This is a genomic window from Marinobacter sp. UBA3604 (genome assembly GCF_002375325.1).
GTDB classification, from domain to species: Bacteria; Pseudomonadota; Gammaproteobacteria; order Pseudomonadales; family Oleiphilaceae; genus Marinobacter; species Marinobacter salarius.
The window spans coordinates 18301-42911 of record NZ_DFMB01000038.1; the positions used below are offsets into that span (position 1 = coordinate 18301).

Below are 24611 nucleotides of genomic sequence, written 5' to 3' on the forward strand. Positions count from 1 at the left end.
AAGCATGAAGGTACGCAAGCTTGCGGTTGCTCTGGCTCTGGCGGGAGGGCTTGGTTCTGGCGTCGCACAGGCCCTGGGTCTGGGTGAGATTGAATTACAGTCCTATCTGAATGAGCCTCTGGACGCGGATATCAGTCTGCGTAAAAGCGAGGGCGTCGACCCTGGTGATGTATTTGTAAACATCGCTCCCGATTCGGCCTATGAACGGGTTGGTATCGACCGGAACTATTTCCTTACCAAACTTGATTTCCGCGTCACCACAGCCAGCGATGGCAGTCTGGTGGTGAACGTGTCGTCCCGTGAGCCATTACGGGAACCCTACCTCAATTTCCTGCTTGAAGTGACCTGGCCCAATGGGCGGCTGATGCGGGAATACGCGGTTCTGGTTGACCCCCCGGTTTATGCGGAGGAGTCCGGTGTGCGGGAAGAGGTTGCCGCTCCAACCACTCGCCAGGTTTCCGAGCCAGCCCGTCAACAGCAGGCCAGATCGACATCCCAGGAGCCCCGGCGCACAACCACTCAGCGTGCGAGGACTCTCGGGCCCACCGGGCCTTCCGATACCCTCTGGAATATTGCTGAGAGTGTTCGCCCCGACAGCAGTGTGTCCATGCAACAGGTCATGCTTGCGCTCCAGGACCTGAACCCTGACGCGTTTATTGCGGGCAATATCAACCGGCTCAAGCGTGGTGAAGTGCTGCGGGTGCCGGATATGGAACAGATTCGCAGTCGTTCCCGTACCGAGGCTAATCGACAGGTGGCCGCACAGAACGAAGCGTTCTCGACGCCGCAGCGCACGGTGGATGCCACGGATACCGAAGTTGCTTCAGGGCAAGCGGGTGGTGAACAGACTGGCGGTGATGAGCTTCGATTGCTTGCAAGTGAAGACAGCAGCACTCGTGATGCCGAAGAGGGCGGTTCTGCCGGCGGTGACGGTGATACCGCCGGTGGTGTAGACGCCGGCTCCGCCGTCGTCATGGAAGAGCTCGAAAGCGCCCGGCGAGAAAATGAAGAGCTGGGTGGTCGGGTTGATGATCTTCAAAATCAGGTGGAAACCCTTCAGCGTCTGCTGGAACTGAAAAATACACAGCTTGCCGAAATGCAGCAGGCTCAAGGTGACAGCGGCCAACCCGCAGATGCACCTCAGGCGGAGACATTGTCTGAGCAAGTCGCTGAAGAGGAGATGGAAACGCCCCCCGATGGCGACGCTACTGATATGGCCGCAGAAGACATGGATGCCGCGGACGGTATGGCCACCGACGAAGATGCGGCTGATCCTGCGGCAACCGACATGGATGAAACCACCGCAGCGGGCGCCGAAGAAGGTGCTGACGCACCGGCGATGGGTGATGATGCCGATATGCCAGAGGCCGACGTTGCGTCCGATGAGATGGATGCCGGTACCGCGCCTGAGGAAGAGGCCGGTCAGCAGGAAGCCGATGTAGCATCACCGGCATCCGAGCAGCCTGCCAGCGAGGTGTCAACATCACCGGCGGAGTCTGACAAGGGCTTTCCGGATAACATCATCAGCGCGATTACCAACAACCCGATGTATCAGATAGCGCTTGGCGGTGGTCTGGTTGTTCTGTTGTTGCTTCTGCTGTTGCTGGCGCGTCGCAATGCCAATCGTGAAAAAGCGTTTTACGACCAGCTGAATAGTGAAACCGACGCGGAGACCGATACCTTCGATCTCACCCTGGATGACGAAGACGGTGCGGATGCACCGGAGAGTGACCCTCTGGCGGAAGCCGACGCCTACATTGCGTATGGGCGCATGGATCAGGCGGCACAGTCTCTGGAAACCGCAATTTCCCGTGAACCCAGTCGTACAGATCTGCGCTTGAAACTGCTTGGGGTGTACGCGGATACCCAGGACAGACAATCCTTTGAGAAGCAGCTCGGTGAGGTTGAGACCCTGGACGACGAACAGGCTATCGCCGAAGCTCACGAAATGCGCGCTCGCCTCGAAGAGGCTGAGTCAATGCCTAGCATTGACGATCTGGAATCTCAGCTGAGATCGGATTCTTTCGACACCAGCTCACGTGACGAGGATACCGTATTTGATGAGCCGGCTTTGGACAGCACATCGGAAGATGAGGCTGAAGATGAGTTTGGTAGCCTGGAGACGGATTTTTCCGATCTGGACGAAACTGACGACACCTACGCCGAGGAATCCGAAAAGGAACCGGGCCCGGATGATCTGATCGAGTATGACCTCTCTGGTATCGATACCTCGAGTGGTAAAGAAGAGGCGACCACAGAAAAATCCGATGATCTGGCTGACGACGCCTTCGACTTTTCACTGGAGGACGATTCAGCCGAGGAGCCGAAAACATCCGAGGAAGACGATGATCTGAGCCTCGATTTCGCGGAGGATGAACAGGAATCCAGCGAAACAACGGACGACTCGGATGAATTCGACTCACTGGAACTTGATGAGGACGATCTGGAAACAGCCAGCGCTGACGACTCTGAAGGTCAAGAGCCGGAAGTTGACAGCCTGGAAGAAGGCGACCTGGAAGAAAGCGATCTGGATTCCCTGGACGAATCCTTCCTGGACGAACTGGATGCTGAGCTGGATAAAGTTGCCGGCGAAGATGAGACGTCTTCCGACGACGAACAAAGCGAACTTGACGACCTTGAGCTTGACGTTTCCGACGAGGACCTTGCGCTTATGGAAGAGTTTGCCGATTCCGGCGATTCCGCCGGTACAGATGCGAATAACGATCAGCAGGAGGAGGATTCTACTCCTCTGGATGAAGAGCTCGGCCTTGAGGATACCCTGACGGGTGAGGAGCCCGCAGATCCGGAAGAGACCGTTGCAGGCGTCGAGGAAGTGGAAGAAGATCTTCCAGAACTCAGCGATGATGATCTCGCGGCTGCCGAGTCCGGGGAGGAAGAGTCAGGTGAGCCTCCCGTGGCATCTGATCCCGCATCCTCAAAGGCTGCGTCCAGCGCGGATGACATCGAAGAAGCCGATCTTGGCGACGACGATGACTTCGATTTCCTGACAGGCACCGACGAAGCGTCAACCAAGCTTGACCTTGCCAGAGCCTACGTGGAAATGGGCGACGTCGATGGAGCCAGGGATATCCTTGAGGAAGTGGCTCTGGAAGGAAATGAGGAGCAGAAAGCGGAAGCGCAGGATCTCCTTAAAAATCTGTCCTGATTCGATATAATCAGTACAGCGAATGCGAAACGCCGGTTACCGGGCCCGTCCCGGATTAAAGCCGGCGTTTTGTTTTTTATTATCAGCTTGCCAATCCGGACACTTCATTGTTTGTTACGCCACAACCACTGACCACTGACGGCGCCATCGGGGCGGGGCGGGTCGCGCTTGCCTTTGAGTACGATGGCCGGGGCTTCCACGGCTGGCAATATCAGAAATCAGGCGTGCGGTCGGTTCAGGGAGAACTGATCCAGGCAGTTTCAAAGGTTGCTGACCATCCTGTTGAACTCGTATGCGCGGGCCGCACAGATGCGGGCGTGCACGCCAGTTACCAGATTGCCCATTTCGAGACGCCCTCGGTGCGTAATCCCCGGTCCTGGGTTATGGGAATCAACACTTCATTGCCGCAGGATATTGCGGTTCATTGGGCCGGTAATGGGGTGGATGACTTCCACGCCCGTTTTTCCGCGACGTATCGCCGATACCGTTATGTGATCTATAACCATGCGGTAAGGCCGGGCATCCTTCATGGCCAGGTTAGCTGGACGTTTCGCCCCCTGGATGCAGCGCTGATGCATCAGGCTGCCCAGTTTCTTTGCGGTGAGCACGACTTCTCCTCATTTCGTGCGGCTGGCTGCCAGTCGAGGTCACCCACTCGGTTTCTTGAAGCCATCGAGGTAACCCGAAAAGGGAACTTCGTCGTAATAGATGTGCAGGCAAATGCGTTCCTGCATCATATGGTTCGCAATATCGCCGGTGCACTGATGTCGGTGGGTACAGGGAAGCGGCGGCCGGCCTGGATTCGTGAGATACTTGAGGCCAGAGATCGGACTGTTGCAGGCGTAACAGCACCGCCCCATGGACTGTATCTGGTAGATGTAGGGTATCCGGAAGGGTTCTCTATCCCGGCAGCTCAGTGCGGGCCAGCGTTCGTCGCACCCTGGTTTGAGGCTGATGAAAATCGACCACGCAGCCCGACTCACATACATCGAAAACAGCGATAGACGGCTTATGAGAACCCGGGTCAAGATCTGTGGTATCACCCGAAAGCAGGACGTTATTGCCGCTGCCAACGCCGGAGCGGATGCCCTGGGCTTTGTATTCTACGAGCCCAGCCCAAGGTATGTGACACCTGATGCCGCCAGGGAGCTGGTGGATGCGGTTCCTCCCTTTGTAGCGGCAACGGGGCTGTTTGTTAACCCCGAAGCGTCATACGTCCGGGAGGTGCTGTCACAGGTGCCGCTGGGGCTTCTCCAGTTTCATGGCGATGAATCTCCGGAATTTTGCAACAGTTTCGGTGTTCGCTGGATCAAAGCCGTGCGGGTGCGCGAAACTGATGATATCGAACATGCCTTTGAGCATTACCGTAACGCCAGCGGCCTGCTGGTGGATGCATGGGACCCGAAGAAATACGGCGGTACCGGACAGTCCTTTAACTGGTCATTGATACCGTCCACGCGCCCATTGCCTCTCATATTGGCCGGCGGCCTGGCTTCTGATAATGTATTCCGCGCTGTTGCGCAGGTGCGCCCCTGGGCCGTCGATGTCAGTGGTGGTGTGGAAAGCAGCAAAGGCATCAAAGACGACGAAAAGATCACTGATTTTATAAACGAGGTTCACCGTGTCGATGAAACTGACTGAAGAAATGCTCAAGGCGCTTCCGGATGCACGGGGTCACTTTGGTGCTTACGGCGGAAGATTTGTCTCCGAAACCCTGTTTGATTCGCTGATGACCCTGGAGCGTGAGTACAAAAGACTAAAGGACGATCCGGAGTTTCAGGCGGAGTTTGATCGGGATCTGGCGCATTATGTTGGCCGGCCCAGTCCGCTGTACTTTGCTGAAAGACTGAGCCGGGAAACCGGTGGTGCGCAAATCTGGCTGAAGCGTGAAGATCTTAACCACACGGGCGCGCACAAGGTAAATAACACCATCGGTCAGGCACTGCTCGCGAGTTTCCTGGGTAAAAAACGGGTCATTGCGGAAACGGGTGCCGGGCAGCATGGCGTTGCTACAGCGACCGTGTGCGCGCGCCTGGGCCTTGAGTGCCACGTGTTCATGGGCGCCGAGGATGTAAAGCGACAGTCCCTGAACGTTTACCGGATGAAACTGCTTGGCGCTGAGGTTCACTCCGTTCAGAGCGGAACGCGCACACTCAAGGACGCCATGAACGACGCGATGCGTGACTGGGTGGCGAACGTTGACGACACCTTCTACATCATTGGTACGGTTGCCGGGCCTCACCCTTATCCACTGCTGGTGCGTGATTTCCAGTCAGTCATCGGGCGAGAAACCCGCGAACAGTCCCTGGCCCAGGCGGGTAAACTGCCGGATGCGCTGGTGGCCTGTGTCGGTGGTGGTTCCAACGCCATCGGCATGTTCTATCCGTTCCTGACCGACGAGAGTGTGGAGATGTACGGTGTGGAAGCCGGTGGCCTGGGTATTGAGACCGGAAAACATGCGGCGCCGCTGAGCGCGGGACGTCCGGGTGTGCTTCACGGTAACCGGACGTACCTGATGGAAGACGAGAATGGCCAGATCGCGGGCACCCATTCGGTCAGTGCCGGCCTTGATTACCCGGGCGTCGGGCCTGAGCACAGCTGGCTCAAGGACATTGGCCGGGCCCACTACGTGTCGGTGACCGATGATGAAGCTCTGGATGGCTTCCGGAAGCTGACACGGGTGGAGGGTATTATGCCCGCGCTTGAGACCGCCCATGCGGTGGCCTACGCTATCAAGCTGGCCGCTACGATGGATAAGGACCAGATGGTGGTGATCAACGTCTCCGGTCGCGGTGACAAGGACATACACACCATCGCTCAACTGGATGGCATAGAAGTTTAAGCAGTTGCCCGGTATCTGACGGCAGGTCGCCGGGCTGGTACGGACTGCAGTGCAGGAATAATCACAGGAGCAGGCATGAGTCGAATCGAAGGGGTGCTGAAAGCCCTGAAAGGGCAGGGTCGCAAGGCGCTGATTCCGTACATTACCGCTGGCGATCCACATCCGGATCTGACCGTTGACCTGATGCACACTTTGGTGTCGGCGGGTGCTGATATCATCGAACTGGGCGTACCGTTCTCCGACCCAATGGCGGACGGCCCGGTGATTCAACAGGCGTGTGAGAGAGCGTTGGTGCACGGGACGTCATTGCGTCAGGTGCTGGGAATGGTGAAAACGTTCCGTGAGAAAGACAATGCCACACCGGTCGTGCTGATGGGTTACCTCAACCCGATGGAGGCCATGGGTCAGGAGAAATTCGCTGACGCGGCTGTTGATGCCGGGGTTGACGGTATCCTGACGGTGGATTTGCCGCCGGAAGAGGCGGACGAAGTGGCGCCATTGTTCACGGCCCGGAACCTTGATGCGATTTTTCTGTTGGCACCAACCACGACGGACGACCGAATTCGTGCAATCAGTGAGCACAGTTCGGGCTATGTGTACTATGTTTCATTCAAGGGTGTTACGGGCGCCGGTAAGATCGATGTGGATGAAGTGGCCTCGAAGGTGTCCCATATTCACGAACTGACTGCGCTTCCGGTGGGTGTTGGATTTGGTATTCGTGACGCTGCAACAGCGGCAGCGGTCGGTCGGGTATCCGATGGTGTAATTGTCGGCAGTGTACTGGTCGATACAATAGCCCGAAATCAGGCGGATCCTGATCAGCTCAAACGGGCATTGTCGGATCTGCTCCACCCGATGCGAGAAGCACTGGACAGCCTGGCTTCGTGACAGTCGGGTTCCCGCAGGCATCAAAGGACAGGATGAGATCATGAGTAACTGGCTGGACAAGATCATGCCGAGCAAGATCCGCTCGGAATCCAAACAACGGACCGGTGTTCCTGAAGGTCTGTGGAAGAAATGTCCCAAGTGCGGGGCGTTTTTGTACAAGCCGGAGCTGGATAAGAATCTGGACGTGTGCCCCAAGTGCCAGCATCACCTGAGGATAACTGCCCGCCGTCGTCTGGATGTTTTCCTGGACGCCGACGGCCGCCAGGAGATCGCGGCTGATCTGGAACCTTGGGACCGCCTGAAGTTCAAGGACAGCAAGCGTTACAAGGATCGCCTGAGCCAGAACCAGAAAGCCACTGGCGAGAAAGATGCCTTGGTTGCCATGCGTGGCTCCTGCCTGGATATTCCGCTGGTTGCGGTGGCCTTTGAATTCAACTTCCTTGGCGGCTCCATGGGGCAGGTCGTGGGTGAAAAGTTCGTTCAGGCGGCCAATGTGTGCCTGGAAGAGCGGATTCCATTGGTGTGTTTCTCTGCCAGCGGTGGCGCACGGATGCAGGAGGCAATCCTGTCGCTGATGCAGATGTCCAAGACGGCCGCCGTGCTTGAGCGCATGAAGCAGGAGGGCATTCCCTATATCTCGGTCATGACCGACCCGGTATTCGGTGGCGTTTCCGCAAGTCTTGCCATGCTGGGCGATCTGAACATTGCGGAACCTTATGCGCTGATCGGTTTCGCCGGTCCTCGTGTTATCGAGCAAACTGTTCGTGAAAAGCTGCCCGAAGGTTTCCAGCGCAGCGAGTTCCTGCTGGAGCATGGCGCCATCGACATGATTCTTCATCGGCATCAGATGCGTGAGCGCATTGCTGCCTTGTTGGCCAAGTTTACCGATCTGGATAAGCCGGCCACGGAAGCGCCCATCGAGTTCGAAGTGTCGGAGCGACCGGAAACCGATGCCCCCGCAGAATAGCCCTGTCGCCCGGGGCAATGCTGTCCCGGGCGATAAAGCCACGCTTGACCAGTGGCTTGGTTACCTCGAATCGATCCACCCTTCTGAAATCGACCTTGGCCTCGACCGCGTGCTGCTGGTGTTGCGACGCCTGTTTCGCCGCAATCCGGCCGGGCGAATCATCACCATCGCAGGTACCAATGGAAAAGGCAGTGCGGTAGCGGCACTTGAGAAGCTGTTAATGGCATCGGGGCGGTCCACCGGGGCCTATACCTCTCCCCACCTCCAGAACTATAACGAGCGGGTAAGGATCAACGGGGCGGATGTTAGCGATGACCAGTTGGTCCGTGCGTTTCCCCGGGTAGAGGAAGCTCGCCGTGATACCACGCTAACGTATTTCGAGTTTGGAACCCTCGCTGCTTTTGTACTGTTCCTGGAAGCGGGTGTCGAGGACTGGGTTCTTGAAGTTGGGCTGGGCGGGCGCCTGGATGCGGTCAACGTTCTGGATCCGGATCTGGCCATTATTACCTCCGTTGATATCGATCACGTTGCCTTTCTCGGAGACAACCGTGAGGTCATCGGTTTTGAGAAAGCGGGCATCCTTCGCCCCGGCATACCCGCTGTCTACGCCGATATCGATCCACCTGAGTCGGTATTGCAGCAGGCGGCCGCCCAGAAGGTCCAGCTGGAAAGGCCTGGAGAGACGTATCAATTGGTGCCGTGCGACCCAGGCATAGCACCAGCTGGCAGTCTTTGGCTGGAGCAGCCTCGCTACGGCGACCGGGTATTGCTTCCAGACAACGGGCTTCCCGTCCACAGTCTGGCCGCAGCAGTCGTTGCTGTCAGACAGTTGGCGCCGGAATTGGCGCCCAGTGCCATTGAGCAGGTTATCGCCCGGCTGACGTTGCCGGGTCGCTATGAAGTCTTGCAGCAGCAACCTCGGGTGGTGGTTGATGTCGGCCACAATCCCCACGCCGCCAACTGGTTGGCGGCTCGAATCGGGCGGCGGGAGCCCGGGGCCGGTCGTGTTATTGCTGTCTACGCCGCCCTCGAAGACAAGGATGTGGAAGGGGTAGCGGGCGCAATGGCTCCGGTAGTCGACGAGTGGCACCTGGCTGGTCTGGACGTTCATCGTGGGTTGTCCGGTCCTGAGCTGGTTGACCGAATAGGTGGTCTGCTTCGGCTGCCTGCAGCCACAGTTTCCGTCTCGGTCTCAGCGGCGGTGGAGGAAGCTCTGGGTGGCGCCGGTCCGGAGGATATGGTGGTGATATTCGGCTCCTTCTACACGGTAGCGCAGGCCAGGATGTCCCTGGGGAGAACGGCGCCTTAAATATCCTTCATTCCGTCGTCGAAGCTTTGAGTTCTCAGCATTGGGCGGTTAGTATCGGGCACAGAAAGTCGTCAATGATGGCGGGGCAGGAACAAACAGGGGACAACCTAACGTGGACGGACTGAAACAAAGAATCATCGGGGCTCTCGTGCTGGTGTCACTTGCCGTAATCTTTGTGCCGATGATGTTCGATGAACCACATTCCGAGCGCGAATCCACCACAATCAAGATCCCGGAAGAGCCGCCGTTCCCCGAAGTGGATGCACCCGAGCCAGAACTTTCCGATGCCCCGGCGTACCGGCTTGAGGAAAGCGATGCGGCTGGCGAGCCGGACTCGACCCCCCAGCCGTCAAACGACCAACCAACACCCGATGCTGACATGGCGGGTACAGAGCCTCAACCTGTCGCCAATGCCGTCGAAGAACCTCAGAATCCTCCAGAGCCAGCGCCATCTGAAGAGCCGTCGTCATCCGCCACCACCGGCTCCGCTGATCCGGCCACTGAGACGGATTCAGCGGAGTATACCCGCTCGCTGGAAGGCGCGTGGGTTGTCCAGTTGGGCAGTTTTGGCAGTGGTGATAACGCCAGGCGGTTGCGTGACAAGGTTCGTGACAAGGGTTACAACTCCCACCTGCAGCAGGTGACACGCGGTGACACCGAGCTGACCCGTGTCTTTAGTGGTCCTTTCGCGGAAAAGGCGGAAGCTGAAAGAGCAAAACAGGCGCTCGACAAAGCCTTTGGTCTCAACGGCCTGGTGACCTCCGGCGACAAATAACCCGGGCTTCTCCGGTCACTTATGCGCACAGGGCGGTTTGGTCGGGTGACGTTTCCTGATAGAATTCGCGCTTCCTTATTTTCACCGGGTTTTCCATGGATGCGCTGATCTGGATCGACTGGGTCATCATTGCCCTGATAACTGTTTCCACCCTAATCAGCCTGAAGCGTGGCTTTGTGAAAGAGGCGCTCTCGCTGATCACGTGGGTGGGGGCGTTTATCCTTGCCCGGACATTCCATCCCCAGATGCAATCTCTCCTCGAGAGCACCGTTGAAACGCCGCTTGTGCGGCTTGTCGCTGCCTTCGCGATCCTGTTCTTTGGTACCCTTATTGTTGGTGCCATAATCAATAACATGATCGGCCATCTGGTCAGGGCGACCGGGCTTTCCGCCACTGACAGAGTGCTCGGTATGGGATTCGGCCTGTTACGGGGCGTTGTGGTGGTGATTGTCGGGATTGCACTTACCCGCTATACGCCGCTGGCACAGGACACCTGGTGGCGTACGTCCATCATGATAGACCGTCTGGCCGTGGTGGAAGATTGGTCAAGAAGAACCCTCGGAGACGAATTTGCCCGCTTTCTCGGGCCGGCAGGCGGGGAAATGGATAACCCCTCCGGTTCTCAGCAGGAAGATAACGTGGAACCCGCTTCCGCGTCCCGCTAACATTCAGTATTAACGCTTCGGAGATTACCGTATCCATGTGTGGCATTGTCGGCATAGTCAGTACTTCCAACGTGAATCAGACGCTTTACGATGCGCTGACCGTATTACAACACCGGGGCCAGGATGCGGCGGGAATTGTTACCTTTCAGGATGAGCGTTTTTACCTGCGCAAGGACAACGGCCTGGTGCGGGATGTATTTCGTACCCGTCACATGCGCCGCCTGGTGGGTAATGTTGGTATCGGCCATGTTCGGTATCCCACGGCGGGCAGTTCAAGCTCGGCGGAAGCGCAGCCGTTTTACGTCAACAGCCCCTACGGCATTACCCTGGCCCATAACGGCAACCTGACCAACGCCGACGACCTTAGCCGTGATCTGTTTCGCACCGATCTCCGCCACATCAACACCAACTCTGATTCCGAAGTCCTGTTGAACGTGTTTGCCCATGAGCTTCAGAAACTGGGCAAACTCGACCCGACCAAGGAAGAAATTTTTGCGGCTGTTCGGGCCGTGCACAAACGCTGCCGCGGCGCCTATGCGGTCATAGCCATGATCACCGGATATGGCATCGTCGGTTTCCGAGACCCCAACGGCATTCGCCCGGCCTGTTATGGCGTGCGCAAGACCGAAGAGGGTGAGGAGTACATGATTGCCTCCGAGAGCGTGGCGCTGAGTGCCGCGGGCTTCAAACTGGTGCGGGACATCGCGCCGGGTGAGGCGGTGTACATTGAAACCGATGGCACGCTTTATACCCAGCAGTGCGCTGAGGAAGCCCACCTTTACCCCTGTATATTCGAGCACGTGTATTTTGCGCGGCCAGATTCCATTATCGACAAGGTATCGGTCTACAAGGCGCGGCTGCGGATGGGGGAAACTCTGGCGGAGAAGGTGCTGCGGGAGCGTCCGGACCATGATATCGATGTGGTGATGCCGATACCGGATACCAGTCGCACCTCTGCGATGCAGATGGCGCATCGGCTGGGGGTGAAGTTCCGTGAAGGCTTTATCAAGAATCGCTATATCGGCCGTACCTTTATCATGCCGGGCCAGAAGATGCGGAAGAAGTCCGTGCGCCAGAAGCTGAACCCGATCGATCTCGAGTTCCGGGGCAAGAACGTCATGCTGGTGGACGATTCCATTGTGCGGGGAACCACCTGCAAGGAAATCGTGCAGATGGCCAGAGATGCCGGTGCCCGTAAGGTTTACTTCGCGTCAGCAGCGCCCCCGGTTCGTTACCCCAATGTCTACGGCATTGATATGCCGTCGGTGAACGAGTTGATCGCCCACGACCGAAGTGTTCAGGAGATTGGCGAGCTCATCGGCGCGGACTGGTTGCTGTACCAGGATCTGGATGATCTCATTACCTGTGTGAATGACGTTAATCCGGAGATCGAGGGGTGGGAGTGTTCCGTCTTTACCGGCAATTACGTTACCGGTGATGTGGACGCAGCCTATCTCAATAAACTGGAGGCGGCCCGCAATGACGAGAACATGTCCCAGGCCAGCGCCGGAGATTCCTCCGACAACGGCATTATTGATCTGTATAACGACGAAGACTGACCCAGCATGGCCATAAACAGGAGTTTGTCATGACCTATCGCCGCGAAGAACATGTTCTGATCCCCGAGTCGGATCTTGAGGGCATGTCGGTGGACACTCTCGCGGTCCGTGCCGGTCAGATTCGCACCGGCCAACTGGAGCATAGCGACGCAATTTTCCCAACGTCGAGCTTCGTTTATGGCAGTGCCGCACAGGCAGCGGCCCGGTTTGGTGGTGAGGAGCCGGGCAATATCTATTCCCGTTTTACCAATCCCACGGTACAGGCGTTTGAATCCCGTATTGCGGCGATGGAAGGCGGTGAGCGTGCTGTAGCGACGTCGTCCGGCATGGCGGCCATCCTGGCGACCTGCATGGCGCTGCTGAAAGCGGGTGATCACGTGATTTGCTCGCGGGGCGTGTTTGGCACCACCAATGTGCTTTTTCAGAAGTACCTGGCGAAGTTCGGTGTGGACACCACCTTTGTGGGCCTGACGGATATGTCGCAATGGCAGGCTGCGGTGCGCCCTGAAACCCGGATGCTGTTCATCGAAACGCCAACGAACCCGTTGTGCGAAGTCGCCGACATGGAGGCACTGTCCGGGTTGGCCCGGGCGAATGACGCCTTGTTCGTCGTGGACAACTGTTTCTGTACACCCGTGCTGCAGCGCCCATTTGAGCATGGCGCCGATGTTATCATTCACTCTGCCACCAAGTATCTGGATGGCCAGGGCCGATGTGTCGGTGGTGTCGTTATTGGTCCCAACACACTGATGGAGGAGGTCTACGGCTTCCTTCGTTCTGCCGGTCCCACCCTGAGCCCATTCAACGCGTGGGTTTTCCTCAAGGGTCTGGAAACCTTACCAATCCGTATGCGCGCCCATTGTGACAATGCGTTAGAGTTGGCGACATGGCTTGAAGAGCAGGGCGCGGTGGATCATGTATTCTATGCCGGTTTGCCCGATCATCCACAGCATGAATTGGCGAAGCGTCAGCAAAGCGGGTTTGGTGGAGTCCTTTCCTTTACCGTGAAAGGTGGCCGGGAAGAGGCCTGGGCGTTCATCGATGCGACGCGAATGATCTCCATTACCGCCAATCTTGGTGACGTCAAAACCACGATTACCCATCCGGCCACAACCACGCACGGTCGCCTGTCTCCGGAAGACAAGGTTCAGGCGGGTATTACCGAAAATCTGGTACGGATCTCGGTGGGTATCGAAGCTGTTGAGGACCTCAAAACCGATCTGCAACGCGGGTTTGAGGCTCTTGAAAATTACCGTCAGGGAACTGTCTGAGCATTCATGGCTGAGAGCGTAAAAGCGAAAAAATCCGGTGAGTTGACCGAAAAACAGGAGCGGTTCCGTCGCTTCCTGGCCCAGGGAGCCAGGGAAGGAGCGGTGATCGCCCTGATCGCACTGTGCATTTATCTGGGAATGGCGCTGGTTACCTTCAGCCCTTCGGATCCTGGTTGGGCCAGCATTGGCCACGACACCAGTGTGCAGAATTACGCAGGCCGAACGGGCGCCTGGTTGGCCAGTCTACTACGTGACTTTTTCGGCCATGTCGCCTTTCTGTTTCCCGTAATGATCGCCGGCTATGCGTTGATGTTGATTCGCCGCCGGAATGATCCTATCGACATGCACATGCCGCTGTTTCTGCTACGTTTTGGCGGTTTCCTGTTGATCTTGCTGTCGGCGACAAGCCTACTGTCGCTCTATTCTGTGTTCGGTCTTGGGGTAACGTCGGGCGGTGTGCTGGGCTCCGCGGTGTCTGAGGCCATGGTGCGCTTCTTCAACCTGCCGGCCACGACGCTGCTGCTCATTGCGATTTTCCTGTTTGCACTGACGGTCAGTACGGGGATGTCCTGGTTCTGGCTGATGGATCAGGTTGGCAATCTGACGCTCCGTATCGGTAATGCCATCAAAAACCTTTTCTCCTCTTCCGACAAGGAAAAGCCCAAACCGGCAGCAAAAGCCCCGGCTGCACCCGAACCCGCGAAGAAACCAGCGGAGCCGCCCACGGTGCGGGACAGGGTGGCAACCCAGAAAACCCCGGCGGCAGGCAACTCCTGGTGGCGGCGCCTGTTGGGCCTGGGTCCGCGTGCTGAAAAGGTCAAGGCACCTGCATCACGCCCAGAGCGAAAAGAACCGGGCCTGGAAGGCGTACTGCCAGTTGATGATGCCGAACCCGCTCGGCTGGAAAGCTTCAGCTCCCAGGATGACACGACACCGGTGGCCAAACCGTCGCCAAAGGGGAATTCCAAGCCGCCCGGGAAATCCCTGAAGATATCCCCGTTCAAGCGGGATGATCAGTCCGCCGGCAGCACCAATGGCGCCAAGAGCAAACAGGCGTCGTTGCTGGAAGATATTGAAAGCACCATTCCGCCCATAACCCTGCTGGACCCACCGGAGGAGCACAAGGAAAGGGGTTATTCCGAGGAGTCGCTTCAACACATGTCGCGGTTGCTGGAAGAAAAACTCGCGGATTTCGGCGTTTCCGTGGAAGTGGTCGAGGTTAACCCCGGGCCGGTTATTACCCGGTTTGAGATTAAACCCGCGCCAGGCGTCAAGGTCAGCAAGATTTCCAACCTGGCGAAGGATCTTGCCCGTTCCTTGGCGGTCCTTAGTGTTCGCGTGGTTGAGGTGATTCCGGGCAAGTCCGTGGTGGGTATCGAGATACCGAACGAAGAGCGGGAAATGGTCCGGCTCAGTGAGGTGTTGAACGCCCGGGTGTTCCAGGACTCATCGTCTGCCTTGACCCTGGCGTTGGGTAACGACATCGGCGGTAACCCGATGGTGGCCAATCTGGCGAAGATGCCGCATCTGCTGGTGGCCGGCACAACCGGTTCCGGCAAGTCGGTGGGCGTCAACGCCATGATACTGAGCATGCTGTTGAAAGCCACTCCCGAAGAAGTTCGTTTCATCATGGTCGACCCCAAGATGCTTGAATTGAGCATCTATGATGGTATTCCGCATCTGTTGGCGCCGGTGGTCACCGATATGAAAGACGCGGCCAACGCGCTGCGTTGGTGTGTAGCGGAAATGGAGCGCCGGTATCGGCTGTTGGCGAGCCTGGGTGTACGCAACCTGGCCGGCTACAACCGCAAGGTTAAGGATGCAGCCGCCGCGGGTGAGCCACTGCTGGACCCAACGTGGAAGCCGGATGAGTACCTGGCGGATGACGAGCAGGAACGCCCGGAACTGGAAACCCTTCCGTTCATCGTGGTGGTCATCGACGAATTTGCTGACATGATGATGATCGTTGGGAAGAAGGTCGAGGAGCTCATTGCGCGGATCGCCCAGAAAGCCCGTGCCGCCGGCATTCATCTGATCCTGGCTACACAACGGCCGTCTGTGGACGTTATCACGGGCCTGATCAAGGCCAACATTCCGACGCGGATGTCCTTCCAGGTATCGTCCAAGATCGATTCCCGCACGGTACTGGACCAGGGTGGGGCGGAACAGTTGTTGGGGCATGGTGACATGCTCTACCTGCCCCCGGGCTCTGGACTGCCGGTACGGGTGCATGGTGCCTTCGTAGACGATGACGAAGTCCACCGGGTTGTCAGTGCCTGGAAGGCTCGTGGAGAGCCCGTTTATGTGGACGATGTACTGAACGGGGCCGAAGGCGAGAACCTGCCTGGCGTGCCTAACCTGAGTGAAGGCGGCGGTGACAGTGAGGGGGATGCTCTGTTCGACGAGGCAGTAGCCTTTGTTACTGAGGGCAGGCGGGTGTCAATTTCATCCGTACAACGTAAATTCAAGATCGGCTATAACCGGGCCGCGAACCTGGTCGACGCCATGGAAGCATCCGGTGTGGTCAGCGCAGCCGGGCATAATGGCGCCCGTGAAGTTCTGGCACCACCGCCACCGAGAGATTAGGAGTAGCGATTCATGAGAGTTTCAGCAAAAGCCCTTTGGTTGGTCACCGCGTTTTCGGCCCTGATATCGGTGATCACGCCGGCCATGGCGGAAGATACCAGTGCAAAGGCCGCAGCGGATCTGTCTGCGCTGCTCAAGAATTACGAATCCTTCCAGTCTGATTTTATTCAGATCGTGGTTAACGAAAACGGCAATCGCGTTCAGGAGAGCCGTGGCTCCCTGAAGGCCAAGCGTCCTGGGTTGTTTTACTGGGAAACCCGAAAACCCCATTCACAGTTCGTCGTCAGCAACGGTGAAACCGTGGAAGTCTACGATCCGGATCTGGAACAGGTCACCATCCACAACCTGGACGAGCGTGTACAGACAACACCAGCGCTTCTTTTGAGTGGTGAGGTTGATAACCTCAATGAGACCTATCGCGTGTCCTCCCGCTCTCCTGGGGAGAATATCCGTGAGTTCACCCTGGAACCGCGAAGCGAGGATTCCCTGTTCGTATCCCTGAGGCTGACCTTCCATAACGGTGAGCTGCAGGAAATGCGCATGCAGGATTCACTGGCGCAGCTCAGCGTTCTCAGTTTCGAGGACATTCGCCTGAACGCCCCGGTGGAGGACAATGCGTTTACCCTGAATTACCCTGACAGCGTGGATGTGATCCGGGACGGGGCCTGATGCAGGATAGCCTGTTCGCGGAACAGCAGGGTTTCCGCCCGCTGGCTGCGCGAATGCGCCCGGCGAGCCTTGATGAATACGTCGGCCAGTCACATCTGGTGGGCGAGGGCAAGCCGCTCCGCAGGGCGGTTGAGCAGGGACAGCTCCACTCCATGATCCTGTGGGGCCCTCCGGGTGTCGGTAAGACCACCTTCGCCCGCCTGCTGGCCAACCTCAGTGATCTCAGCTTTGAGACCGTTTCGGCCGTTCTCAGCGGTGTAAAGGATATCCGTCTCATTGTTGAGCGGGCGAAAGACCGCAAGCGCAGCGAAGGGCGCGACACCCTGCTGTTTGTCGATGAAGTTCACCGTTTCAATAAAAGCCAGCAGGACGCGTTTCTTCCTCACATTGAAGACGGTACTTTCATCTTTGTCGGTGCCACCACCGAGAACCCTTCCTTTGAACTGAACAGTGCGTTGCTCTCCCGTACCCGCGTCTATGTACTGAAGAACCTTGAAGAAACCGACATTCTGGAACTGCTTGGGCGGTCACTGTCTTCACCAGAGGGGCTGGCAGGGCGATTCACCGTGGAAAAGAGCGTCCTGGAGCTGATGGCAACCGCATCGGGCGGCGATGGCAGGCGTGCGCTGAATATTCTGGAAGTGGCAACGGATCTTGCAGAGCCTGATGAAGACGGCGCCGCCAGAATTACCTCCGATCATCTGGAACAGGTGCTGCAAACCAGCTTGAGGCGGTTCGATAAAGGCGGCGATGTCTTCTACGACCAGATATCGGCACTTCACAAGTCTGTGCGGGGCTCCGACCCCGATGGCTCCCTGTACTGGCTATGTCGCATGCTGGATGGCGGTTGTGATCCGTTGTATGTGGCCCGGCGTCTGGCGCGAATTGCCAGCGAGGACATAGGCAATGCCGACCCGAGGGCGCTGCAGATTGCCATGGACGCCTGGGAGGCCCAGGAGCGACTGGGTTCCCCTGAGGGCGAACTGGCGCTCGCTCAGGCAGTTACCTATCTTGCCCTTTCGCCCAAGAGTAACGCGGTCTATTCCGCCTTTAACCAGTGTATGGCCGATATCCGCAATGACCCGGACTATGAGGTCCCCGTTCACCTGCGCAACGCCCCCACCAAACTGTTGAAGTCCATGGGGCACGGTGACGAATACCGTTATGCCCATGACGAGCCGGAAGCATTCGCCGCCGGAGAATCCTATCTCCCCGAGGCCATTCACCAGCGCCGTTACTATGAGCCAGTCCATCGGGGCCTGGAAATCAAACTCGCCGAAAAGCGTGACCGGCTCGACGACTGGAACCGCAACAGCGACCGCAAGCGTTACCCGCAACGCTGAAATCCGCTAGCCGCTTTCGCCCGCTGTGGTCATAGCCGGCCGCGCAGGTATAATGCCCAGTCAATCGTGAACAACAGAAACAGGATAATCATGCTCGATCCCAAACGTGTCCGCACCCAGACTGAAGAGATCGCCCGTCGCCTTGCTATCAAGGGGTACACCTTTGACAAAGCCACATTCGATCAGCTCGAGGAGCGCCGTCGCGCGATCCAGGTGAAAACGGAAACTCTGCAGGGCGAGCAGAACCGCCGATCCAAATCCATTGGCAAGGCCAAGGCGGCCGGTGAAGACATCCAGCCATTACTGGACGAAGTGGAAGACCTGAAGAAACAGAAGTCAGAAGCGGAAGACGAGTTGCGGGTGTTACAGGAGGAATTGAACGACTTCCTCGCCAGCATACCGAACCTGCCCGACGACACCGTGCCGGCCGGAGAAAGCGAAGACGATAACGTTGAGGTGCGTCGCTGGGGTACCCCCAAACACTTTGATTTTGAACCAAAGGACCACGTTGCCCTGGGCGAAGCCCTTGGTGGCCTGGACTTCGAGACCGCCACTCGTCTGGCTCATTCCCGTTTTGCTGTGATGCGCGGCCCGGTTGCCCGCCTGCATCGGGCGCTTGCCCAGTTCATGATCAACCTCCACACCGACGAGCATGCGTATACGGAAGCCTACGTGCCGTACCTGGTCAACGCAGACACGCTCTTTGGGACGGGCCAGCTTCCCAAATTTGAGGAAGATCTTTTCCGCATGGACGGGGAGAAGCCTCTTTACCTGATTCCCACGGCGGAGGTTCCGGCCACCAACCTGGTTAGCAACACCATTCTTGATGCAGCAGAACTGCCCCTGAAGCTGGTCTGCCACACTCCCTGTTTCCGTAGTGAAGCCGGCTCTTACGGCCGTGATACCCGCGGGATGATCCGCCAGCACCAGTTTGACAAGGTGGAGCTGGTGCAGGTCGTTCGCCCGGAGGACTCCGAAGCGGCGCTCGAGGCGCTGACCGGGCACGCCGAAAAGGTACTGCAGCTCCTCGAACTACCGTACCGGTTGGTTGACCTCTGTGGCGGCGACATGGGTTTTGCGGCCGCCCGTACTTATGACATCGAAGTCTGGTTACCGGGCCAGGACAAATATCGCGAAATATCTTCCTGTTCCAACGCCAGGGATTTTCAGGCACGGCGCATGCATGCACGCTGGCGTAACCCGGAAACCAATAAGCCGGAGCCCGTTCATACCTTGAACGGATCCGGGCTTGCCGTTGGCCGCGCACTGATTGCGGTGATGGAGAATTATCAACAGGAAGACGGCAGCATCCTGGTTCCCGAGGTCCTGAAACCGTATATGGGAGGCGTAGACAGAATACAATGAGTGACAGACTCGACGATGCACCATGGAAGGGCGTTGGTGCAAAGCCTGCACCAGTTCGGTACCACAAGAATCCGGTAACGGAAAATCCGAATAGCTCCGAAGGGGAGGTTGCACTCGTGGGTGCCGGCCCCGGTGATCCGGAGTTACTGACATTGAAGGCGTGGCGCCTGATCCAGTCAGCGGAAGTGGTGTTGTACGACCGCCTGGTGTCGCCGGAAATCCTGTCGCTTATTCCTGAATCCGCCGAGCGTATTCATGTGGGCAAGCAGCGTGCTAACCACACCTTGCCCCAGGATCAGATCAACAGCCGCTTGGTCGAACTCGCCCGCAAGGGACGCAAAGTGGTGCGGCTCAAGGGTGGTGATCCCTTTATTTTTGGCCGTGGCGGCGAGGAGATTGAAACCCTCGCGGCGGCCGGTGTGCGCTTCCAGGTGGTGCCCGGTATTACCGCTGCTTCCGGTTGCGCCGCCTACGCCGGCATTCCGCTTACGCACCGGGACCACGCCCAGTCAGTTCGGTTTGTCACCGGCCACCTGAAGAATGACACCTGCGACCTGCCTTGGAAGGATTTCGTCCAGAACAACCAGACCCTGGTGTTCTACATGGGCCTGGTCGGGCTACCGATTATCTGCCAGCAACTGGTTGCCCACGGTATGTCTCCGGAGATGCCGGTGGCGCTCGTTTCAAGAGGGACAACGCCCCACCAGCAGGTTGTGACCGGGGACCTGACAAACATCGTGGAAAGGGTGGAGAGGAATGCGGTGCCTGCCCCCACATTGGTCATCATCGGCAACGTGGTGACCTTGAGAAGCAGGCTCGACTGGATCGGGGGCTGAAATCAGCCCCGACGCTTCGGCAGAACGTCCTTCAGTTTCTCCCGCATGTCACGCAGGGCTTTTTCAGTGGTCTCCCAGTCAATACAGGCGTCCGTCACGGACACACCGTATTTAAGATCGGCCAGGTTTTCAGGAATCGACTGATTGCCCCAATTCAGGTTGCTTTCCACCATCAAACCCTGGATGGACTGGTTGCCCTCAACGATCTGATGGGTGATGTCCTGCAATACCAGAGGCTGTATGGCCGGGTCCTTACTGGAATTGGCGTGGCTGCAGTCAACCATGATCGACTGACGGAGTTTGGATTTCTCCAGTGCCTGCTCACACAGGGCAACGTTGACTGAGTCATAGTTGGGTTTGCCACCGCCGCCACGCAGAACCACGTGACCGTAGTTGTTGCCCCGGGTACGGATGACCGCGACCTTGCCTTGCTGGTCAATGCCCAGGAAGCTGTGAGGGTGGGAGACCGACTTCATGGCATTAACCGCAACGTCCAGGCTGCCATCGGTACCGTTCTTGAAGCCAATGGCCATGGACAGGCCACTGCTCATTTCCCGGTGAGTCTGAGATTCTGTGGTGCGCGCGCCAATAGCGGACCAGGAGATTGTATCCTGCAGGTATTGCGGGGAGATAGGATCCAGTGCTTCTGTCGCCGTGGGCAGTCCCAACTCGGAGATATCCAGGAGCAGGCGACGGCCGATGTGCAGGCCCTGTTCAATGTCGAAGGTGTCGTTGAGGTGGGGGTCGTTAATCAACCCTTTCCAGCCAACGGTGGTGCGAGGCTTCTCGAAATACACCCGCATGACGATCAGCAGGGTATCGCTGACTTCTTCTGCCAGCTTCTTCAGCCTGGCGGCGTATTCCCGGGCAGCTTCGACATCATGAATGGAGCAGGGGCCCACCACCACAAACAGGCGATGGTCCTTGCCGTCCATGATGTCATAGATGGCCTGGCGGCCTTTTTCCACGGTTTCCGCGGCCTTGCCGGAAAGCGGCATCTCCTGCTTGAGCGCTTCAGGGGTAATCAAAGGTTCCTGACTCGCCACATTCAGATTCTCTAGTTTGGTGCCCGACATTCTGTTGTTATCCCCGTCGCATAAAACATGACTGGCCGGCGCTTAGTTGCGGTAAACCCCGGCGAGTTGGTTATACTGCGTTATTTGATGAACCTTTTCAACGCTTCTGACGCGCGGGGAACGGATGCAGCAGAGTACGCAGAAAAAGCGCAAAGTACTGTCCCGGAAACAGGTGGTAAAGAGGATTGGGGACGTGCTTTCAGGCATTCGTGTACCCGATCTTCCCTATCCCGCGGGAAAGGTTGCTGCAGACGCAGCCAGCGACTGGCGCCCATTGTTGCTGTCCTGCTGGACGGAGCAGCGGGATGAGCCCGTGACCCGCGTTATCCGCTCGGTATCCTTGACCTGGTCGGTTAGGCAGATCAATTCCGCCTATGTGGCGGACCGAATCATGGATGTGTTTCTCAAGACCAGCGGCCTCCATCCCGAACTGGCCCTGCGAATTGCCCGCCTTCGGTTCTTTCTCGCCTGGCGAATGAACCTTGAGGGAGCTGGAGCGCTGAACGATACCATCGTGCACTGGCTTGACAGCCTGCAGGACTGCAGGGGCTGGAGTGGTTCCGGCGGGCGCTCAGGGAGGGCCCTCCTGGATCAGTTGGATTCACTGACCATAGCGGTGTCCGGCTGTTTCGATTCCGGGGACGTCGGGCCGGTTATCGAATTCTGCCGTCAGTGGGAAGAGGATGCGGGAAAGCGCGAACAGCAGAATGAGCGTTTACGTCAGCGGTTGCTGGAAACCGAGCAGGGCGCCGCCCGTCAAAGAAAGTCGGAACAGACGGCTAGGGCATTGGTGGGCCGGGCCCTCCAGAATCGTCAGCTGCCGCAAGCCGTGGTTCGGTTTATCTTTGATCACTGGTTTGCCCTGATCAAGCAGATTGTCTGGCAGGAAGGCACCGAGGGCGACAACTGGCGGCATGCCAGCAAACTATTGGAATGGCTTGTCTGGATTGGTGATCCGGCGCTTTCTGACAAGGACAGGAACCGCCTCTATACGGTGGGGGAGCAAATTGGTGACCGGATCAGCGACGTCTGGAACCGCGTCAACGGCAAGCCCCTGGATGACTCGGCCCTGCAGGGGGTTCAGTCGGTTATGGTGGATCGTCTGAGGGGCGAAACACCCGAGCTGGTTTCCGCGTTGCCGGAAGACGACCGATTCTCGTGGGACCCTTCCTGGTTATCATTTTCCGCACCGCCCGAGTCCGAGGTTGAGCCGTTGTTGGGAAAGTGGTTTGTGGAAGGCGAGGGGGCCGCGGAGCGACGTCGGTATTTCTTTGCTCTGCTACCGGATACCTGCGAAGTGCTCTGGACCAATGGTGCCGGGGTCAAACTGGGAATAATGCCCTGGCCAAGGTTCTCCTCGGCTCTCGATAGCGGCACCCTGAGACCATTACCACCACTGACCCCCTTCGGTCAGGTGCTGGCGGAAACCATTACCTCGCTATCTGTGGTGCTTGAACGCCAGACGTTGCAACGGGAAGAAGCCGCCAGGGAGGCGAGAGCCCGGGCAGAAACCTTGCGTCGGGAAAAGGCGGAAGCGGAACAATTGCGCCAACAGGAGGAAGCCGCCAGGCAGGCTGAACTCGCAAGGCAGAAGAAAGCGGCAGAAGATCGACGTATCGCTGATGAAGAAGCCGAGCAGCAACGCCTGTTGCAGGAGCGGGAGACCGCTGCGAGGGAGTTGGTGGAAGGCATCAAACTGGGCGGTTGGATCGTCGAGGAAAGTAGCAGTGAGGGCAAGGATGCCGTTCGCCTGAAGCTGGCCGTACGGATCAATGCCTCCCGGAAGTTGGTTTTTGTGGACCGACTGGGGCTGAATCGCCGCGAATTCCTGGTGGATGAACTCGTGGATCACGTGGTGATGGGCCGGGTACGCGTACTTGGTAGCTCTGCAGAGTTTGATGACGCTCTGTCGCGGGTGGTTGGCCGTATCAGGGTCGGTCGAAACTGACCGGATAAAACACTATCGGATAGATGATCATGAGCGATATCGATTACAGTTTTGGCGACTACGAGGATGCTCCGGAATCTGGGGATAACCGTTCCGAGTACCGGCTGGCTGCGAGCGCAAGTGTGACCCTGGAGCTGGAATCACCGATTCCGGATGTCGAGGGGGATCAGTCCGGGCGGTCTCTGGTATCACGCACCAGCGATGTCTCTGCCCGTGGTATCCGGTTGACGACCGCAGAACCGGTAACCCAGGGTGCACTCTTACCTGCCTGGGTCAGTCTGGAGGATGACAATAAGCCGTTTGGTCTGATGGTGGAGGTTGTCTGGTGTCGTGCAAGCACTGACACCAGTTGGCTGGTGGGACTTCAGATACTGGAGTCGGATGACACATCCTATCTGGAGTGGGTGGAAGCTGTCGCAAAGGCGATGTCTGAGGGTTAAGTCGCCCCGGCAAGGCCCGAAAGCCCTGCCGGGAAAACCGGGAGCTTCAGTCTTCCAACTCGCCCATGCCGGTAATGTTGAAGCCGGCATCAACGTACATGATTTCACCAGTAATGCCGCTGGCCATGTCAGAACACATGAAGGCAGCAGCGTTACCCACTTCGTCGGTCGTCACGTTGCGGCGTAACGGTGCCCGCCTGGCATTCTCGGCCAGCATACGGCGGAAGCTCTTGATGCCAGAGGCCGCCAGGGTCTTGATTGGCCCTGCCGAGATGGCGTTGACCCGGATGCCATCACGCCCCAGGCTGCCGGCCATATAGCGAACGTTCGCCTCAAGGGAAGCCTTGGCCAGTCCCATGACGTTGTAGTTCTGCAGTACTTTCTCGGCACCCAGGTAGCTGAGGGTCAGCAGGGAGCTGTTTTCATGCATCATCTTGCGACCGGCCTGGGCCAGGGCAACAAAGCTGTAGGAGCTGATGTCGTGGGCGATGCGGAAGCCTTCCCGCGTGGTGACGTCCACATAGTTGCCATCCAGCTCGTTGGCCGGGGCGTAACCGACAGAGTGGACAATAATGTCGATGTCGTCCCAGTGCTTGCCCAGTTCGGTGAACACAGCTTCTATTTCGTCATCGCTGGCAACATCGCATGGGAAAATCAGCGAACTGCCCCAGCCCTCGGCGAATTTTTCTACCCGGGATTTGAGCTTTTCATTCTGGTAAGTGAATGCCAGCTCGGCGCCTTGTTTGGCAAAGGCTTCGGCGATGCCATAAGCGATCGAGTGTTTGCTTGCAACGCCGACAATCAGTGCTTTTTTGCCACTGAGTAATCCCATAACGATTCTCCCTGTGTTTCAGTTTAAGGCATTATCCATGAACCGCAGCGGTGCGGGTAACGCTCAATTGGTCG

19 protein-coding genes and 1 pseudogene are annotated in these 24611 nt (G+C 57.7%); 18 read left to right on the forward strand and 2 right to left on the reverse strand.

What is annotated here, in order from left to right; translation table 11 throughout:
* Positions 1-4: 4 nt before the first annotated feature.
* The 16 genes and pseudogenes from B2590_RS11190 to cobA all read left to right on the forward strand — a co-directional run.
* Positions 5-3166: a FimV/HubP family polar landmark protein gene (locus B2590_RS11190; RefSeq protein ID WP_075195243.1), complete on the forward strand. Its 3162-nt coding sequence runs from the start codon at positions 5-7 to the stop codon at positions 3164-3166.
* Between the two features lie 107 nt (positions 3167-3273).
* Positions 3274-4170: a tRNA pseudouridine(38-40) synthase TruA gene (truA, locus tag B2590_RS11195; RefSeq protein WP_041333295.1), complete on the forward strand. Its 897-nt coding sequence runs from the start codon at positions 3274-3276 to the stop codon at positions 4168-4170.
* Between the two features lie 7 nt (positions 4171-4177).
* Positions 4178-4807: a phosphoribosylanthranilate isomerase gene (locus B2590_RS11200; protein ID WP_041333298.1), complete on the forward strand. Its 630-nt coding sequence runs from the start codon at positions 4178-4180 to the stop codon at positions 4805-4807.
* Entirely contained in the window at positions 4800-6008 is a 1209-nt protein-coding gene (trpB, locus tag B2590_RS11205; RefSeq protein ID WP_197061310.1) for a tryptophan synthase subunit beta, read from the forward strand. Before B2590_RS11200 ends, trpB begins: the two co-directional genes overlap by 8 nt.
* A gap of 75 nt (positions 6009-6083) precedes the next feature.
* On the forward strand, positions 6084-6896 hold the full coding sequence (gene trpA / locus B2590_RS11210; RefSeq protein ID WP_036205493.1) for a tryptophan synthase subunit alpha: 813 nt from the start codon (positions 6084-6086) through the stop codon (positions 6894-6896).
* 40 nt (positions 6897-6936) lie between these two features.
* The gene (gene accD / locus B2590_RS11215; RefSeq protein ID WP_041333302.1) at positions 6937-7863 is read left to right on the forward strand and encodes an acetyl-CoA carboxylase, carboxyltransferase subunit beta; all 927 of its coding nucleotides are present in this window, start codon (positions 6937-6939) and stop codon (positions 7861-7863) included.
* On the forward strand, positions 7847-9172 hold the full coding sequence (gene folC / locus B2590_RS11220) for a bifunctional tetrahydrofolate synthase/dihydrofolate synthase (RefSeq protein ID WP_286811173.1): 1326 nt from the start codon (positions 7847-7849) through the stop codon (positions 9170-9172). The genes accD and folC overlap by 17 nt, the downstream gene beginning before the upstream one ends.
* A gap of 112 nt (positions 9173-9284) precedes the next feature.
* A complete protein-coding gene (locus B2590_RS11225) occupies positions 9285-9947 on the forward strand; it encodes an SPOR domain-containing protein (protein ID WP_286811174.1) in 663 nt (220 codons plus the stop codon).
* A 95-nt stretch (positions 9948-10042) separates the two neighbouring features.
* Positions 10043-10612: a CvpA family protein gene (locus B2590_RS11230; RefSeq protein ID WP_036205497.1), complete on the forward strand. Its 570-nt coding sequence runs from the start codon at positions 10043-10045 to the stop codon at positions 10610-10612.
* A 35-nt stretch (positions 10613-10647) separates the two neighbouring features.
* Positions 10648-12171 (forward strand): amidophosphoribosyltransferase, encoded by a 1524-nt coding sequence (gene purF / locus B2590_RS11235; RefSeq protein WP_075195240.1) that lies wholly within the window; start codon positions 10648-10650, stop codon positions 12169-12171.
* 29 nt (positions 12172-12200) lie between these two features.
* On the forward strand, positions 12201-13442 hold the full coding sequence (locus B2590_RS11240) for an O-succinylhomoserine sulfhydrylase (RefSeq protein ID WP_286811176.1): 1242 nt from the start codon (positions 12201-12203) through the stop codon (positions 13440-13442).
* Positions 13443-13448: 6 nt separating this feature from the next.
* Positions 13449-16028 carry a DNA translocase FtsK gene (locus B2590_RS11245; RefSeq protein ID WP_085680550.1) on the forward strand — a complete coding sequence of 860 codons (2580 nt, stop codon included), beginning with the start codon at positions 13449-13451 and terminating at the stop codon, positions 16026-16028.
* A gap of 12 nt (positions 16029-16040) precedes the next feature.
* Positions 16041-16697 (forward strand): outer membrane lipoprotein chaperone LolA, encoded by a 657-nt coding sequence (lolA, locus tag B2590_RS11250; RefSeq protein WP_036205504.1) that lies wholly within the window; start codon positions 16041-16043, stop codon positions 16695-16697.
* A complete protein-coding gene (locus B2590_RS11255; protein ID WP_091643882.1) occupies positions 16697-18040 on the forward strand; it encodes a replication-associated recombination protein A in 1344 nt (447 codons plus the stop codon). Before lolA ends, B2590_RS11255 begins: the two co-directional genes overlap by 1 nt.
* Positions 18041-18130: 90 nt before the next feature.
* A complete protein-coding gene (gene serS / locus B2590_RS11260; protein WP_041333307.1) occupies positions 18131-19405 on the forward strand; it encodes a serine--tRNA ligase in 1275 nt (424 codons plus the stop codon).
* Between the two features lie 14 nt (positions 19406-19419).
* Positions 19420-20241: pseudogene (gene cobA, locus B2590_RS11265) on the forward strand (uroporphyrinogen-III C-methyltransferase); the annotation flags it as partial.
* 2 nt (positions 20242-20243) lie between these two features.
* Here cobA and B2590_RS11270 read toward each other — a convergent pair.
* A complete protein-coding gene (locus B2590_RS11270) occupies positions 20244-21317 on the reverse strand; it encodes a 3-deoxy-7-phosphoheptulonate synthase (RefSeq protein ID WP_036205509.1) in 1074 nt (357 codons plus the stop codon).
* Between the two features lie 124 nt (positions 21318-21441).
* Here B2590_RS11270 and B2590_RS11275 point away from each other — a divergent pair, with 124 nt between their 5' ends.
* Together B2590_RS11275 and B2590_RS11280 are read left to right on the forward strand one after the other, a co-directional pair.
* The gene (locus tag B2590_RS11275; RefSeq protein WP_286811177.1) at positions 21442-23265 is read left to right on the forward strand and encodes a DUF1631 family protein; all 1824 of its coding nucleotides are present in this window, start codon (positions 21442-21444) and stop codon (positions 23263-23265) included.
* A gap of 29 nt (positions 23266-23294) precedes the next feature.
* A complete protein-coding gene (locus B2590_RS11280; RefSeq protein WP_286811178.1) occupies positions 23295-23705 on the forward strand; it encodes a PilZ domain-containing protein in 411 nt (136 codons plus the stop codon).
* A 46-nt stretch (positions 23706-23751) separates the two neighbouring features.
* On the opposite strand, the gene B2590_RS11285 is transcribed toward B2590_RS11280, so the two are convergent.
* Positions 23752-24537, reverse strand: coding sequence for an enoyl-ACP reductase FabI (locus B2590_RS11285; RefSeq protein WP_036205512.1), 786 nt, complete (start codon positions 24535-24537; stop codon positions 23752-23754).
* Positions 24538-24611: the final 74 nt, after the last annotated feature.